Origin of the sequence: Candidatus Pseudothioglobus sp. Uisw_041 (genome assembly GCF_048087625.1) — a bacterium.
In the GTDB taxonomy this organism is placed as follows: domain Bacteria; phylum Pseudomonadota; class Gammaproteobacteria; order PS1; family Pseudothioglobaceae; genus Pseudothioglobus.
In genome coordinates, this window is sequence record NZ_CP159805.1 from 758,460 (window position 1) to 773,398 (window position 14,939).

The 14,939-nt window shown below is 36.3% G+C and carries 14 protein-coding genes; 11 read left to right on the forward strand and 3 right to left on the reverse strand.

Annotated elements, in window-relative coordinates:
- Window position 1 precedes the first annotated feature (1 nt).
- The 9 genes from uraH (at window position 2) to ABXT44_RS03880 (ending at window position 10,990) form a co-directional block, all read left to right on the forward strand.
- The gene (gene uraH / locus ABXT44_RS03840; RefSeq protein WP_416688229.1) at window positions 2-346 is read left to right on the forward strand and encodes a hydroxyisourate hydrolase; all 345 of its coding nucleotides are present in this window, start codon (window positions 2-4) and stop codon (window positions 344-346) included.
- Entirely contained in the window at window positions 346-1,824 is a 1,479-nt protein-coding gene (xdhA, locus tag ABXT44_RS03845; protein ID WP_416688230.1) for a xanthine dehydrogenase small subunit, read from the forward strand. The genes uraH and xdhA overlap by 1 nt, the downstream gene beginning before the upstream one ends.
- Window positions 1,825-1,920: 96 nt before the next feature.
- Complete coding sequence (gene xdhB / locus ABXT44_RS03850) at window positions 1,921-4,158, forward strand: xanthine dehydrogenase molybdopterin binding subunit (protein WP_416688232.1); 2,238 nt, start codon at window positions 1,921-1,923, stop codon at window positions 4,156-4,158.
- A gap of 6 nt (window positions 4,159-4,164) precedes the next feature.
- Window positions 4,165-5,247 carry an XdhC family protein gene (locus ABXT44_RS03855; protein ID WP_416688233.1) on the forward strand — a complete coding sequence of 361 codons (1,083 nt, stop codon included), beginning with the start codon at window positions 4,165-4,167 and terminating at the stop codon, window positions 5,245-5,247.
- Window positions 5,244-6,743, forward strand: coding sequence for an ABC transporter ATP-binding protein (locus ABXT44_RS03860; protein ID WP_416688235.1), 1,500 nt, complete (start codon window positions 5,244-5,246; stop codon window positions 6,741-6,743). Before ABXT44_RS03855 ends, ABXT44_RS03860 begins: the two co-directional genes overlap by 4 nt.
- Window positions 6,740-7,810, forward strand: coding sequence for an ABC transporter permease (locus tag ABXT44_RS03865; RefSeq protein ID WP_416688237.1), 1,071 nt, complete (start codon window positions 6,740-6,742; stop codon window positions 7,808-7,810). Before ABXT44_RS03860 ends, ABXT44_RS03865 begins: the two co-directional genes overlap by 4 nt.
- Before the next feature lie 5 nt (window positions 7,811-7,815).
- Window positions 7,816-8,745: an ABC transporter permease gene (locus tag ABXT44_RS03870; protein WP_271558741.1), complete on the forward strand. Its 930-nt coding sequence runs from the start codon at window positions 7,816-7,818 to the stop codon at window positions 8,743-8,745.
- A 70-nt stretch (window positions 8,746-8,815) separates the two neighbouring features.
- Window positions 8,816-9,901 carry a BMP family ABC transporter substrate-binding protein gene (locus ABXT44_RS03875; protein WP_416688239.1) on the forward strand — a complete coding sequence of 362 codons (1,086 nt, stop codon included), beginning with the start codon at window positions 8,816-8,818 and terminating at the stop codon, window positions 9,899-9,901.
- A 75-nt stretch (window positions 9,902-9,976) separates the two neighbouring features.
- Entirely contained in the window at window positions 9,977-10,990 is a 1,014-nt protein-coding gene (locus ABXT44_RS03880) for an adenosine deaminase (protein WP_416688241.1), read from the forward strand.
- 5 nt (window positions 10,991-10,995) lie between these two features.
- Here the strand turns inward: ABXT44_RS03880 and tatC are convergent, their stop codons facing one another.
- The 3 genes from tatC to tatA are packed head-to-tail and all read right to left on the reverse strand — an operon-like array spanning window position 10,996 to window position 12,394.
- Window positions 10,996-11,859, reverse strand: a complete 864-nt coding sequence (gene tatC / locus ABXT44_RS03885; protein ID WP_416688243.1) for a twin-arginine translocase subunit TatC — start codon at window positions 11,857-11,859, stop codon at window positions 10,996-10,998.
- Window positions 11,856-12,152 carry a Sec-independent protein translocase protein TatB gene (gene tatB, locus ABXT44_RS03890; RefSeq protein WP_416688245.1) on the reverse strand — a complete coding sequence of 99 codons (297 nt, stop codon included), beginning with the start codon at window positions 12,150-12,152 and terminating at the stop codon, window positions 11,856-11,858. Before tatB ends, tatC begins: the two co-directional genes overlap by 4 nt.
- A gap of 23 nt (window positions 12,153-12,175) precedes the next feature.
- The gene (gene tatA, locus ABXT44_RS03895) at window positions 12,176-12,394 is read right to left on the reverse strand and encodes a twin-arginine translocase TatA/TatE family subunit (protein WP_416688247.1); all 219 of its coding nucleotides are present in this window, start codon (window positions 12,392-12,394) and stop codon (window positions 12,176-12,178) included.
- A 343-nt stretch (window positions 12,395-12,737) separates the two neighbouring features.
- Here tatA and ABXT44_RS03900 point away from each other — a divergent pair, with 343 nt between their 5' ends.
- Together ABXT44_RS03900 and ABXT44_RS03905 are read left to right on the forward strand one after the other, a co-directional pair.
- Window positions 12,738-13,970, forward strand: a complete 1,233-nt coding sequence (locus tag ABXT44_RS03900; protein WP_416679409.1) for an ABC transporter substrate-binding protein — start codon at window positions 12,738-12,740, stop codon at window positions 13,968-13,970.
- Window positions 13,971-14,050: 80 nt separating this feature from the next.
- Window positions 14,051-14,938, forward strand: a complete 888-nt coding sequence (locus ABXT44_RS03905) for a carbohydrate ABC transporter permease (RefSeq protein ID WP_114115398.1) — start codon at window positions 14,051-14,053, stop codon at window positions 14,936-14,938.
- The last annotated feature ends 1 nt before the right edge of the window (window position 14,939 follow it).

Genomic DNA, 14,939 nt, shown 5'->3' on the forward strand with positions numbered 1-14,939 from the left:
AATGGGACAACTTACAACACATATATTAGATACCTCTGCAGGAGTTCCTGCAAGTGGTGTAGCGATAAATTTATATCGAAGAGATGGTACAAATTCAGTACATCTTAAATCATTAAAAACGAACTTAGATGGCCGTTGTGATAAACCTTTGTTGTCAGAAGAAGAATTTGATGAGGGTTGTTATGAGCTTGAATTCATAGTGGATGATTATTATGAAGCTAAAAATATTAAGTGCCCTTTTTTAAAAGATGTCATTATTCGTTTCTATATTAGTGAAAAGAGTGAAAACTTCCATGTACCTCTTTTAATTTCCCCTTATAGTTATTCAACCTATCGAGGAAGCTAATGTATTTTTTGCTGAATCAAAACTCTACGCCAACAGATCTTGGCGCAATAAATCCAAATACTACTGTACTAGAGTGGTTAAGAGATAATCAGCTTGTTGGAACTAAGGAGGGCTGCGCTTCTGGAGATTGCGGCGCTTGTACTGCAGTTATTGGTGAGATTGTTACTAATAATAAGTCTAGTAAGGTTGAGTATAAAAGTATAAATACATGCATGGCATTGGCTTATGGACTAGTTGGCAAACATTTAGTTACTGTTGAGGGGTTGGCTGAGGAGGGCAAGCTACATCCTTCTCAAAAAGCAATGGTGCTAGAAAATGGTTCACAGTGTGGCTTTTGCACGCCTGGCTTTGTTATGTCGTTATTTGCCTTATATCAAAATAAAAACTCAGTAGATCTGCATCAAATAAACGAAGCTCTATCCGGTAACTTGTGCAGGTGCACTGGCTATAAACCAATAATTGCAGCTGCATTTTCAATGTTTAATGAGAAAAGTGACGAACCCTTAGACTACTATAAAAAAAATCAGAAGAATATTACTAAGATTTTAGGAGAATTAAATAATCCTAAGCACATAAGTTTTAGTTATAAAAAGAGTAATAAAACAATTAAATATGATGCTCCCTCAACGATAAATGAGCTCTCTAATGTTCTAATTAATAGCACTTCAGCAAATATTATTGCCGCAGGAACCGATCTTAGCCTAGAGATTACTCAATCAATGAAAGAGTTTTCACATATCGTTAGCGTTAATCAAGTTATTGAATTAAAGGAGATTAAAGATAACGCTAAAGAATTAGAGATTGGAGCTGCAGTAAGTTATGAGGATGCCGCATCTAGTCTTATAAGTAACTGGCCTGACTTAGGTCCTTTTTTACAACGCTTTGCCTCTTTACCCATAAAGAATTGGGCGACTATTGGAGGCAACATTGCTAATGCTTCACCTATAGGAGATATGCCCCCAGTCTTAATTGCTTTAGATGCAAAATTAAAGCTCAGAAAAGGCCCTGTTAGCAGAACTATTAATTTAGAAGATTTTTTTATTACCTATAAAAAAACTGTTATTCAGCAAGGTGAATTTATTGAAAGTATTGTCATTCCAAAGCCTAATGAAAATCAGCGTCTTATTACTCATAAAATGTCTAAAAGATACGAGGATGATATTTCAGCTGTATGCATGGCAATAAATATTACGTCCATAAATAATAAACCAGAATCATTTAAGATCGCCTTTGGAGGCATGTCAGGAATACCTCAAAGATCAAATATACTTGAAAATTTTTTATTAAAGAATTGGCAAGAAGACAACATAGCTGCATTATCTTATAAGGTTTTGAAAGAAGAATTTTCTCCATTTACTGATGTCAGAGCAACTTCAGAATACCGATTGCAAGTATCAGCAAACTTAATTAAAAAAACTATATTGATGTATCAAGATCAGCCAGTTGAAAATCTTGCAGAATATTCACAATCAAGTTAATTCAAGGAGTAAGCAAAAATTAATAAAAATATAAAAAATTCTGCTCAACTTAAGGGCTCAATAATTGGCGACTCAATTGCTCACGATAGTGCTCATATGCATGTCCAGGGAAGTGCAACTTATATTGATGACATGCCGGTCCCAAAAGGCACTCTTCATGTTGCATTTGCGTTAAGTAATGTTGCGCGTGGAAAAATAAATAAGATTGATATTACAGATGCTCTAAAAGCTGACGGCGTTCATAGTATTCTCCTGGCAAAAGATATAGAAAATCTATATATAGGAGCGATTAAACATGACGAGCCTATTTTGGCTGATAAAGAGGTTTTATTCTTTGGCCAAGCAATTGCTGCTGTCTTAGCAGATAGTCATGAGAATGCAAGAACAGCTGCGCTCTTAATCATCTCAAATGTAACGGAGCTAGAGGCTATTGTTACTATTGATCAGGCAATGGCTAAAAAAAGCTTTCTTGATGAACCACTAGAAGTCTCTATAGGAGATTCAAATAAAGCTATAGATTCATCAAAAAATAAGCTAAATGGAAGTCTATCTATTGGCGGTCAAGAGCATTATTATCTTGAGGGACAGGTTGCTCTGGCAATTCCAACAGAGGACAACGAGATGGTAGTTCATTCTTCGACTCAAAACCCTACAGAAGTCCAACATCTAGTTGCGCATGTTTTAGATGTTCCTCAAAATGCAATCGAAGTAATTACTCGGAGAATGGGTGGCGGCTTTGGTGGCAAGGAGACAGATTCATCTCAACTTGCGTGTGTTTGCGCTATATTTGCAAAGCAAACTAAACTTCCTATAAAGGCTCGGCTCTCTAGAAAAGATGATATGTTGCTCACTGGAAAGAGGCATGATTTCAAGGCAGACTATAAAGTTGGCTATAGTGGTGATGGGAAAATTTTGGGGATTGAGATAGATCTTGCAGCAAGATGTGGCTACTCACTTGATTTATCTAAAGCAATAGTTTCTAGAGCTTTATTCCATGCTGATAATACATATTTTTTGCCAAATGCTACTTTTAGGGGTTTTTTATGCAAAACAAATACCGCTTCAAACACAGCATTTAGAGGCTTTGGTGGACCTCAAGGGATGCTTGCTATAGAAAATATTATTGAAGAAATAGCCATGAATATTGGTGTTGATGCTCTTGAAATTAGAAAATTAAATTATTATCAAAAGGATACAAATAACGTAACGCCTTACGATCAAGTTGTCGAAGATAATATTATTAATGAGATCTCTAGTGAACTTATAGAAGACAGTAATTACTTAGTTAGAAGAAAAAATATTGAAAAGTTTAATAAAACAAGTAAATATCTTAAAAAAGGATTGGCATTTTCTCCTGTGAAATTTGGCATTTCTTTTACTACTCAATTATTAAATCAAGCCGGCGCATTGGTAAATGTATATAAAGATGGAAGTATATATATTAATCATGGAGGGACTGAAATGGGCCAAGGCCTATTTATTAAAGTTGCGCAGGTTGTTGCTAATGAGTTTGGTGTTAATCTAGAGCGAGTAAAGGTCTCAGCTACTTCTACTGCTAAAGTTCCAAATACATCACCAACTGCAGCATCTTCTGGTTCAGATTTAAATGGTATGGCTGCCAGAGAGGCATGCTTAAGAATTAAGAGAAATTTAACTACTTTTGCGAAAGATTTCTATGGCGAAGGTAATAGTGATATTGAGTTTAAAGACTCTTTTGTTATTATTGGTAAGAAAAAGATAGCGTTTGATGAATTTGTGTCAACAGCATATTTAAATCGAGTAGAACTTTTTAGTAATGGTTTTTATAAAACACCAAAAATTTTCTTTGATGCTGTTAAACAAAAAGGCCATCCTTTTTACTATTATTCATATGGTGCCTGCGTTAGTGAAGTTGTAGTTGATTGTTTGACTGGTGAGTATAAGTTGTTAGCAGTTGATATTTTGCATGATGTTGGCGCATCACTTAACCCGGCAATTGATATGGGGCAAATAGTTGGAGGATATATTCAGGGTATGGGCTGGCTCTGCTCTGAGGAGCTCAAATGGAATGATTCTGGGGCACTTTTAACGATGGGCGCATCGACCTATAAAATCCCTGCAATCGGAGATACGCCTGAGCATTTTGAGGTCAAAATTAAGCCTAATATTTCTAATCATGAAAATACAATTCATAAATCTAAAGCAGTTGGAGAGCCTCCTCTGATGCTCGCAATATCAGCTTGGCTTGCGATAAAAAATGCTATTTATAATGCAGATAATGAAATGCAAACTGGCCTAAATGCTCCTGCAACTTTTGAGCAAGTATTCTTTAATCTCAATAAGAGTCTTAAGTAATAGGTTATGAATAGTTGGTTGAAGCCAGTTAAGACGGCAAGTGCTTTAAATAATGGCTTTGTATTGTTAACAATTATTTCAACTAAGGGCTCAACCCCTTGCTCTAATGGAGATAAGATTGTCTTCTCTGGAGCTGAGTCAGTTTTTGGCAGTATTGGTGGTGGTAATTTAGAATTTAAAGCCTTATCTTTTGCTGAAGAATTATTAAGTCTTAATTCTAATGGTACTTATTTAAAAAAATATCCTCTTGGCGCCTCACTTGGGCAGTGTTGTGGAGGCTATGTAAATGTCATGTTTGAAAGTTTTATTCAGTCTGACGCAACAAATTCATGGATCGAAACAGTATCAAACTTACTTCAAGATAATGAAGATTTTATAGTTGCTACAATTGTAGATAGTAACTCTGAAATTGAATTTAGCAGTAAAAAATTTGTCTACCTAGATGGTAATTTATCTCCAAATATTGATGACAAAAAAATCTCTAGCTTGATTACAAAAAGCGCTAAAGATCTTTTGTTACTTTCTGATAGTCCTACTATAGTGCAATTTGAAAATCAGTCAGGCGCTTTAACTGAAGTCTGCTTTGAAAAAGTCTTGACTAGCGAAGTTCAGCCAGTAGTCATTTTTGGAGCTGGACATATTTCAAGAGCTCTGATGCCAATTTTAATTAATCTACCTATTAAGATTTATTGGGTTGATGATAGAGCAGAACAATTTGATAAATATCAAGGAGATACATCTCAAATAGATATTATTTGTGATGACTTTGTTCAGAGCATTCCTGACTTGCCAGACAGTAGCTATTGTCTTGTAATTACATACAGCCATCAAATTGATTTCGAGATTTGTGAAAAAATGATTACTCAAAATAACTTCAGTTATTTGGGTATGATTGGTTCAGAAATTAAGGGGAAAAAATTTAGAGATCGTTTTCATCAAAAGAATTTTTCTGAGGAAGTGATTAATAAATTTATCTGTCCAATAGGAGATAAGCAAAAATTCTTAAAATCACCTGCTGCAATTGCCGTAACTATTGCAATGGATTTAATTAACTTTATAGAACATAAAAGACATCCTGAATCTGTATGAAATATCAATTAGAAGTATCCAATATTACTAAGTCTTATGGAGATTTAAAGGCTAATGATAATGTTTCGCTTAGAATTAAGGATTCAAGTATCCATGCTTTGCTTGGTGAAAATGGTGCTGGTAAGTCAACTCTAGTTAAAATTATATATGGCTCGTTATCACCAGATAGTGGTGAAATGAAGTGGGCTAATAATGAATATAGTCCTAAAAGCCCTTTTCAAGCTCGAGAAAATGGAATAGCAATGGTCTTTCAACACTTTTCACTGTTTGAATCGTTAACTGTTGAAGAAAATATAATTCTCGGACTTGATAGTGTAGGTCTAAATGATAATTTTTCTGAGCAAATAATTAAGTACTCAAAGCAATATGGCTTAGATATTAACCCACAACAAGTTGTTGGTGATCTGTCGGTTGGTGCGCGCCAACGCGTTGAAATTATTCGCTGCCTAATGCAAAACCCAAAGTTACTTATTATGGATGAGCCTACTTCAGTCTTGACGCCTCAAGAAGTATCTGATCTATTTGTAACTCTTAAAAAACTTGCAGCAGATGGATGCGCTATCTTATATATTTCTCATAAGCTTGAAGAAGTCCGTGAAATATGCAGTGAAGCAACAATCTTAAGAGATGGTAAATTAGTTCAAAGCTGTATACCTCAGGAGCACAGCCAAAAAGAACTTGCGGAAATGATGATTGGAAAAAAACTAACCGAACTCGCCAGAGCTAATATAGCTGTTGGTGAAAATATTTTCTCAATCGATAATTTAAGTCGAAAGAGTGATGATATTTATGGAGTTAATCTTGACAATATCGCTTTAAAAATCAACAAGGGGAGTATTGTTGGTATAGCAGGCGTTGCTGGAAATGGCCAAGATGAGTTAATGGAGCTGCTTATTGGTGAAATTTCGTCACCCAAAACAACTTTGAATTTTAATGGTCAAGATATTGGCACTCTAAACTCGCATGAAAGAAGACAGCTCTCTATGTTCTTTGTTCCTGAAGAGAGACTTGGGCACGGCGCAGTTCCAGATATGTCGTTAGATGAAAATATGTTACTAAGCAGGCCAGATTCAACTGAAATGACGAGCAATGATGTCATTGACTGGAAAAAAGTTGCAACTCATTCAAAAAATGTTATCGATACCTTTGATGTGCAAACACCTTCGAGCAAAATGTTAGCCAAATCGCTTTCTGGAGGAAACCTACAAAAGTTTATGGTTGGAAGAGAGCTTATTCAAAATCCAGAATTATTAATTGTTGCTCAGCCTACTTGGGGGGTCGATGCGGGCTCTGCTAACAACATTCATCAGGCTTTGATTGAATTGGCTAATAAAGGCTCAGCTATATTGATTATCTCTCAGGATTTAGATGAAATATTAAGTTTGTGTGACAAAATCCATGTCCTATCTGAAGGAAAGCTTTCTGATGCTGTGGACATGAAGAGTAAAGGGTTAGAGAAGATTTCTCAGCTCATGGTTGGAGGAAAAACCCAATGATTAGACTTATTCCAAGAGTTGAGAATTCTACAGCAATGGTTCTGTTATCACCTCTATTGGCTCTAACGCTTACTGCTCTTTCTGCTTATTTAATATTTATTTTTGTTTTGGTTGATATTCCAGTCTCAAGCGTCTTCTTCACCTTATTTGTAGAGCCTTTAATTGATTCTTACTATTTTTCAGAGCTGCTCGTTAAGGCAGCACCTTTGATGATTATCGGTCTTGGCTTGTCAATTGGATTTAGAGCGGGTATTTGGAATATTGGTGCAGAAGGCCAATTCGTTATTGGAGGAATTGCAGGAAGTGCGGTAGGACTATATTTTTATAATGTTGAGGCTTTTTGGTTGCTTCCATTGATGACGATAGCGGGTATTCTAGGAGGTATGTTTTATGCGGGCATTGCAGCCTTTCTTCGAATTAAGTACCAGGTCAATGAAATCCTAGTAACTTTAATGTTGACCTATGTTGCCGTTTTGTTTTTAAGCGCAATGCTTCAAGGACCTCTTCGAAACCCATCAGGCTTTAACTTTCCAGAAAGTAGGATTTTTCATGATAGCGCTATGCTACCTATTATTTGGGAAGGTACTCGATTACATATTGGTTTGATTGTCGCAATTATTCTCTCGCTTGTTGCTTGGTTTGGAATTAAAAAGCATATGTTTGGTATGCAAATAAAAATATCAGGTAGCGCGCCTCGAGCTGCAAAATTTGCTGGATTTGATGACAATAAAACTGTTTGGTATTCACTGCTTATATCGGGCGGACTGGCTGGTCTTGCGGGTCTCTTCGAGGCAGCCGGCCCTGCTGGGCAGCTAACTCCGGGATTGCCCGCATTTTATGGCTTTACTGCAATCATTGTCGCATTCTTGGCCAGACTTCATCCGGTAGGAGTTTTATTTTCAGCGCTACTAATTGCCCTTAGCTATGTTGGCGGTGAGAATGTGCAAATTGAATACAATTTACCAAGCTCGATAACGCAAATTTTTCAAGGCATGCTTTTGTTTTACTTCTTGGCCTGCGATATATTAATTAAATATAAAGTTGTACTTTTTAAAACTAAAAACTAAAGATTATGAATGAAAGTCTATTTATTAACATCATTATTGGAATAAGTATTGCCTCAGTACCTCTTATTTTTGCCGCTATTGGTGAATTATTAGTAGAGCGCTCAGGTGTTCTAAATTTAGGAGTTGAAGGCATGATGATTGTTGGAGCGCTCCTAGGCTTTGTTGTTATGTCTCATACTCAAAACCCTTATTTAGCTGTTCTGTCTGCCATGCTTGGGGGGATGGCCATAGCATCCATTTTTGCTTTTTTGACTCAATTTCTGCTTACAAATCAGGTTGCAACTGGGCTTGCTCTAACTCTTTTTGGCTTGGGTTTTGCTGCTTTTGCAGGAAGAGGTTACACAGAGGAAACAATTCAACTCATCACGGCAGTTCCAATTCCATATTTATCTGATATACCTTATTTAGGGCCTTTACTTTTTTCATTTAATCCTCTTGTGTATTTGGCATTTTTTATGGTTTACTTAGTTTGGTGGTTCCTATTTAAGACTAAGCAGGGTTTAATATTACGCGCCATTGGCGACAATCATGATGCGGCCCATGCTATTGGCCATAACGTTGTTCGATACAGAGTGATGGCTATTTTATTTGGCGGTGCTATGGCGGGAATTGGAGGCGCATTTTTATCACTCGTTCAAGTGCCCATATGGGGAGAAGGTATGACTGCTGGAAGAGGTTGGATCGCTTTAGGTCTTGTTGTTTTTGCCTCGTGGCAACCTTTTAGAATTATATTTGGAGCAATTTTATTTGGAGGAATAACTATTCTGCAGATTCATGCACAAGGATTAAACATCAATGTCAGTGCGCAATATCTATCAATGCTTCCTTACTTGGCAACCATTGTTATTCTTGTTAGTCTTAGGATGAGATTAAAAAATAAAACAAATCGCACAGTTCCTAATTGTTTGGGTAGAATATTTCATTCAACAACTTAGTTTGATAAATAAAGTTTTGTAAGAAGTAAAAAAGTAAGAAAATTGTTAAATAACTTAAAGGAGAATAAGTATGTCTAATCGAAGTTTGTCGAGTGTTGTGAAGCTCTCGATATTAAGCGTAGTTTTAGCATTTACTAGTAATGTTTATGCTGACCCTGTTAAAGCTGCTTTTGTATATATTGGCCCAACAGGAGACCATGGGTGGACTTTTGCACATGATCAAGGCGCAAAATATGTAAAAGAAATGATGGGTGACGACGTAATCGTTACTACTGTTGAGAGTGTTGAGGAAAACTCAGATTCAGAGCGTGTTATTACGAGTCTTGCCAGAAAAAATGATATTATTTTTACAACATCATTTGGTTACATGAACCCAACAGTAAAGGTTGCGGCGCGTTATCCAGATGTTAAATTTGAACACGCAACGGGCTATATGCGTCCTACTGATAATATTTCTACTTATTCTGCGAGATTTTATGAAGGTAGACACGTCATTGGTAAGATTGCTGGAAGAATGACTGAGACTAATGTTATTGGTTATATTGCATCTTTCCCAATCCCTGAAGTAATCAGAGGAATTAACTCTGCTTACCTAGCTGCTAAGTCAGTAAATCCTGATATTGAAATCAAGATCGTTTGGGTTTATTCTTGGTACGATCCAGGCAAAGAAGCTGACGCTGCCAATGCTCTTATAGCTCAAGGTGCGGACATTCTAATGCAACACACTGATTCAACTGCTCCTATGACAGTTGCTGAAGAGAAAGGTGTCTTTGCTTTTGGCCAAGCTTCAAACATGCGTGAGTGGGGTAAAAATGCTCAATTAACTGGAATTATTGATGATTGGGGTCCTTATTACTTAGAGCGTGTTCAGGCTGTTAAAGATGGTACTTGGACTTCAACTGATGTATTCCATGGAGTTGATTCAGGAATGGTTAAGTTTGCTCCTATGAATAATTCAATGCCTTTTGAAGTTAGAAATGAAGCCTCAAAAGCAATTATTGATTTGTCAATGGGCGCTATTCATCCATTTACAGGTCCAATCAATAAGCAAGATGGTAGTGCATGGTTAGCAGAAGGTGAAACTCCACCTAACTTTCCTGACCTACTTACAATGGACTTTTATGTAGAAGGTATTGACGCTAAGTACCCTAACTAATAAAGGTTTATTAAGTAATATTACTAATCGCGTCCTAGGCTTTGCTTAGGGCGCGATTTTTTTTAGAAAAAAATTATGTCAGAGATTTCTCACAAGTGGCTGAATGGCCTTCCAAAAATTGAACTTCATCTTCATATAGAAGGTACACTAGAGCCAGAACTATTATTTAAGCTGGCAAAGAGAAATTCAATCCAATTGCCTTTTAATAGTGTCAACGAGGTAAAAAACGCATATCAGTTCTCAGATCTTCAAGATTTTCTAGATATTTATTATCAGGGCGCTGAGGTTTTGCTCCATAAGCAAGATTTTTATGACCTGACATGGGCTTACTTATTGATGTGTAAGCAGCAGAATGTGATGCATGTAGAGCCGTTTTTTGACCCTCAAACGCACACTGTAAGAGGCGTTCCTTTTGAAACTATAGTAAGCGGCATTGCAGAGGCGCTAGCGGATGGAAAGGGGAAGCTAGGTATAACCTCTAGATTGATTATGTGTTTCTTAAGACACCTTAGCGAGGAAAGCGCAATTGAAACTTTAAAATCTTCAGAGCAATTTACCGATGTTATTTATGGTGTTGGTTTGGATAGCGCGGAGATGGGAAACCCACCAGAAAAATTTATTAATGTTTTCAGAAAAGCAAAAGGTATGGGTTATAAATTAGTTGCCCATGCAGGGGAAGAGGGCCCTGCTAGTTATATATGGAGCTCTTTGGACGTTTTAAATGTTCAAAGAATTGATCATGGGATAAGAGCAATCGATGATCCTGACCTAATGCTTCGTTTGATTGAGTCTCAAATGCCCTTAACTATCTGCCCACTATCAAATGTAAAGCTTAGAGTTTTTGATACTATGGCAAGCCATACAATACTTGATATGCTTGACTTAGGAGTTTGCGTAACGGTTAACTCAGATGACCCTTCTTACTTTGGAGGGTACATGACAGAAAATTTCCTTGCACTTTATGACAGTCTAGAGCTTTCAAGAGACCAGGCAATTAGGCTTATTAACAATAGTATTGATGCAAGTTTTGCTGAAGATAGTCGAAAGAAAGAGCTTTCTAACTTGTTGCAAAGGTATATTGCTGATTAGTAATACTAGTTATCTTTTTCTTCCTTACCAATTACTTTGCTGTTCATCTCAATTTCAATATCATCCATCATCTCATTGTGTGACTTGTCAGTCCAGTCCTTGGATTGATTTTTTTTAGCAGCGCTCATTTCTGGTTTATTTTTACGGACTTTAAAGAAAGAGGAAAAAAATAAGCCAGCTTCAAATAGCAGCCAAATAGGGATTGCAATTAAAAGTTGTGAGATAACATCTGGAGGAGTTAATACCATTCCAACTACAAAGGAACCAATAAAGATATAGGAGCGGTTTTTTTTAAGTTTCTCAGCAGTAGTTACTCCAAAGACTATAAGTAGAATTGTCACAATTGGGACTTCAAAGGCAGCTCCAAAGGCGAATGAGACTTTCAAGATAAAATCAAGATAGTACTGAATATCAGGGGCAAAGTTAACTGATTCAGGGCCAACACTCGCTAAGAAGTTAAATATAACTGGAAATACAATATAAAAAGAGAACAGAAGACCAACATAAAAAAGTATTGTTGATGAGATGACCAAAGGCAGCACTAGCCTTTTCTCATTGCGATAGAGCGCTGGGGCTATAAACATCCATAGCTGATAAAGCAAGTAGGGCATTGCAATATAGATTGCCAGTATCAATGACATCTTTAAGGGTGTTAAAAAAGGAGAGATTACACCAATTGCAATTAGATTGGAGCCTGGTATTGCTTGAACAATTGGTGCCGCTATGAAGGTGTATATTTCATCAGCAAATGGGAATAATATTAGGAAAAAAATAACTATTGCAGTAACTGAATGAAGTAGTGATCGCCTTAATTCAATTAAATGCTGAACTAAGGGTAGTTTTTCAGATGCCTCATTATGTATAGTCATAACTTTGAATCATCCTGCTGAGCATCATTTTGATTAAAAAGGTCAACACTTGATTTGGCTTCATTGCTAATGTCAGAGATTATTGATTTTTCATCAGCCATAGACAAGTGATCTTTAAGTTCATCTGTCTTTAGCTCTTCATTTATATCTGCTTTAACTTTGTTGAGGAACTTATTAAGCTTGCCCATAATAACACCGGCTTTTCTTGCCAGTGCTGGTAACCTTTCAGGGCCCACTACAATAAGGGTAATAACACCAATAATGGCAATTTCCCAGAAACCAAAATCAAACATATCGCTTTATAAAAAACTGGTTTTTAGGATTTTTTATCAGAGCTTTCATCATCAGCTTCAACTTCAACTTTAGCTTCAATAATATCTTCTTTCTTTTCGCCATGAGTATCTTTCATAGATGACTTGAAGCCTTTAATTGCGCCTCCAACTTCATTGCCAATATTTTTAAGACGTTTGCCGCCAAAAATAAGTAACACAATAACTAAAATAATAATCAGTTCGAATGGTCCTGGCATTCCCATATTTTTCTCCTAAATAATTAATAAAGCTATGTTTATTTTCTAACAATAGTTACAGATTCTTTGATTGTTTATATAGACATACTGTCAATCTGTGTCCTTGATAAACAGAGTCATATGTATTTTACACTTTAAAGTTTGTTTTTTTTAAGAAGCTGATTGTCCCTATATCAGTGCCTTCTTTTACTTTAGTTTCATATAGTGGAACGATGTGCTATTATTTGGACAAATGTATGCACATGAATACATATTTATGTATACTTTAAACTGATTTGACATATAGGTGTATCTACGTCACAAGAGGTATGCAATCAAAGAGGTTTTTTATAATTTAGGAGAAAAAATAATGAAAAAAATATTTAAAAATCAAATAGCTCTTGCTCTAGCCGGTATATTGGCTGGAACCTCTGCTATTGCTGGAACACTTGTCATTAATGGTGACACGTCTGATCCAGCGCCAAAGGCGGCATTTCAAGCTGTTATTGATGGCTTTGAAGCTGAGAATCCAGACGTAAACGTTGTTTACAATCTTTTTGATCATGAAGGCTATAAGGCAGCTATCCGTAACTTTTTAACTGCTGACGCTCCAGATATAGCTTTCTGGTATGCAGGTAACAGAATGGCTCCATATGTTGATGCTGGGCTTTTTGCTCCAATTGATGATGTTTGGGCTGAGCAAGGTCTTTATACTCTAATGAAATCATCAGCTGCAGGTATGACTATGGATGGTAAGAAATGGGGTATTCCATTTTCATACTACCAGGTAGGAATGTACTATCGTCAAGATATCTTTGAAGATTTAGGTATTGCTGTTCCTAAAACTTGGGATCAGTTCATGTCAGCTAGTGCCACACTTAAAGCAAATGATATTACTCCAATAACAATTGGTACTAAATATTTATGGACTACTGGTTGTATCTTTGATTACTTAAATCTTAGAACAAATGGCTATGATTTCCATATGGATCTTGCAAATGGAAACGTTGCTTGGACCGATGACAGAGTGCGCGCTACTATGGCTAAATATAAAGAGCTTGTAGATAAGGAATACTTTGATGAAAATCATGCTTCATACACTTGGCAAGAAGCCTTAGGTCCTCTTGCTTCTGGTGAGGGTGCAATGGTTTGTATGGGTAACTTTGCAGTAGCTCCATTACGTGAATTAGGTTTGGATGATTCTCAGTTAGGTTTCTTCCAGTTTCCAGAAATTACTCCAGGAATTCCTATGGCAGAAGAAGCTCCAAGTGATACACTTCACTTAACTGCGAATGCTAAAAACCCTACTGATGCTAAGCGTTTTCTAGCTTATGCTGCGCGTGCTGATGTTCAAACATCATGGAATGCAGCGCTTGGTCAGTTGCCTACTAATTCAGGTGCTGAAGTTGCTGATGATAAGTTTATTAAAGCTGGATTTGAACAGCTAAATAATGCGTCAGCTCTTTCTCAGTATTTTGATCGTGATATTCCTGCTGAAATGGCTGCATTAGGTATGGAGTCTTTACAAGAGTTCATGGTTAAACCTGAGCGTCTAGAGAAGATTCTAGAGCGTTTAGAAAAAGCTCGTCAAAAACTTTATTAAGCAATAAAGTTTTACTATGTCCCGTGTTCAAGTATTCTTGGCACGGGACTTTTTTTTAATATTTTTAATATTAAATAGTTATGTATTCTTATTGGAAAAATAATCAATTAAAGTTAACACCTTGGATTTTTCTAGCTCCTGGCATTTTTATGTTTTGCCTGTATGTTATTTTTCCAATTTTTCAATCTATAAGTCTAAGTTTTTATGATTGGGACGGGCTTGGTGAAAAGACTTATATTGGTGTTGAAAACTATATAGAACTTCTCGATGATGAGGATTTTTATACATCTTTAAAAAATAATTTAATATGGTTGATTCTAACCTTTGTTGCAATCCCAGCAGGCTTATTTTCAGCGCTATTTTTAAACCAAACAGTAAGAGGCATAAGATTTTATAAGTCTCTATTTTTCTTTCCATTTGTAATTTCTCAAGTTGTTGTTGGCATGGTTTTTAGTTGGTTTTATGATCCTACAAATGGACTTTTGAATCAAATGCTTGAAGGAATGGGATTTAATCCAGTGGCGATATTGGCAGACGAGGATTATGCTACTTATGGAATTATTGCTGCTAGTTTATGGCCCCAAACTGCATATTGTATGATTTTGTTTTTAACAGGACTTAATTCTGTAGATCCAGAACAAATTGAAGCAGGCCGAATAGATAATGCAAGAGGCTGGAGAATGTTGTGGTACGTAATCTTGCCCCAATTAAAGCCTGCAACTTTTATTGCTGTGGTTGTTACAGTAATTGGAGCACTAAGATCATTTGATTTGATTTCAGTTATGACTAGGGGTGGTCCATGGGGATCAACACGTGTTTTAGCTTATTTTATGTACGAAAAAGCTTTTTCAGAGTATGGATATCGAATGGGCTATGCGGCTGCAATTGCTGTTATTTTGCTTGCTATAATGATGGTTTACATTGCAATAATTCTTTATAGAATGTACCGCACTGAGAAAGGAGTTTAGC